Annotated in this window: 1 protein-coding gene; it reads right to left on the bottom strand. The window is 69.6% G+C overall.

Annotation, left to right across the window (positions count from 1 at the left end; all coding sequences use genetic code 11):
• Nucleotides 1-237: DUF885 family protein (locus ACR9ZK_RS23430; protein ID WP_481344307.1), on the bottom strand; the 237-nt coding region annotated here is incomplete at both ends.

Genomic DNA, 237 nt, shown 5'->3' with positions numbered 1-237 from the left:
GGATGAACTCGTCCGACATGTTGACGTTCCGGCGCATGAAGGCGAGCGCGTAGTCGGCATCCCACACGCCGTCACCGTCGAGCTTCGGCTTCTGCAGGTGCACGCCGATGTCCAGCACGACGCGCGCGGCGCGCATGCGCTGGCCGTCGAGCATGCCGAGGCGGTCGGCGGGGTCGTCGAGGTAGCCGAGCTGCTCCATGAGCCGTTCCGCGTACAGCGCCCAGCCCTCCGCGTGCC

This window comes from Monashia sp. HAY1-5C (genome assembly GCF_056755255.1).
This window is presented reverse-complemented; position numbering and strand designations above follow the sequence as displayed.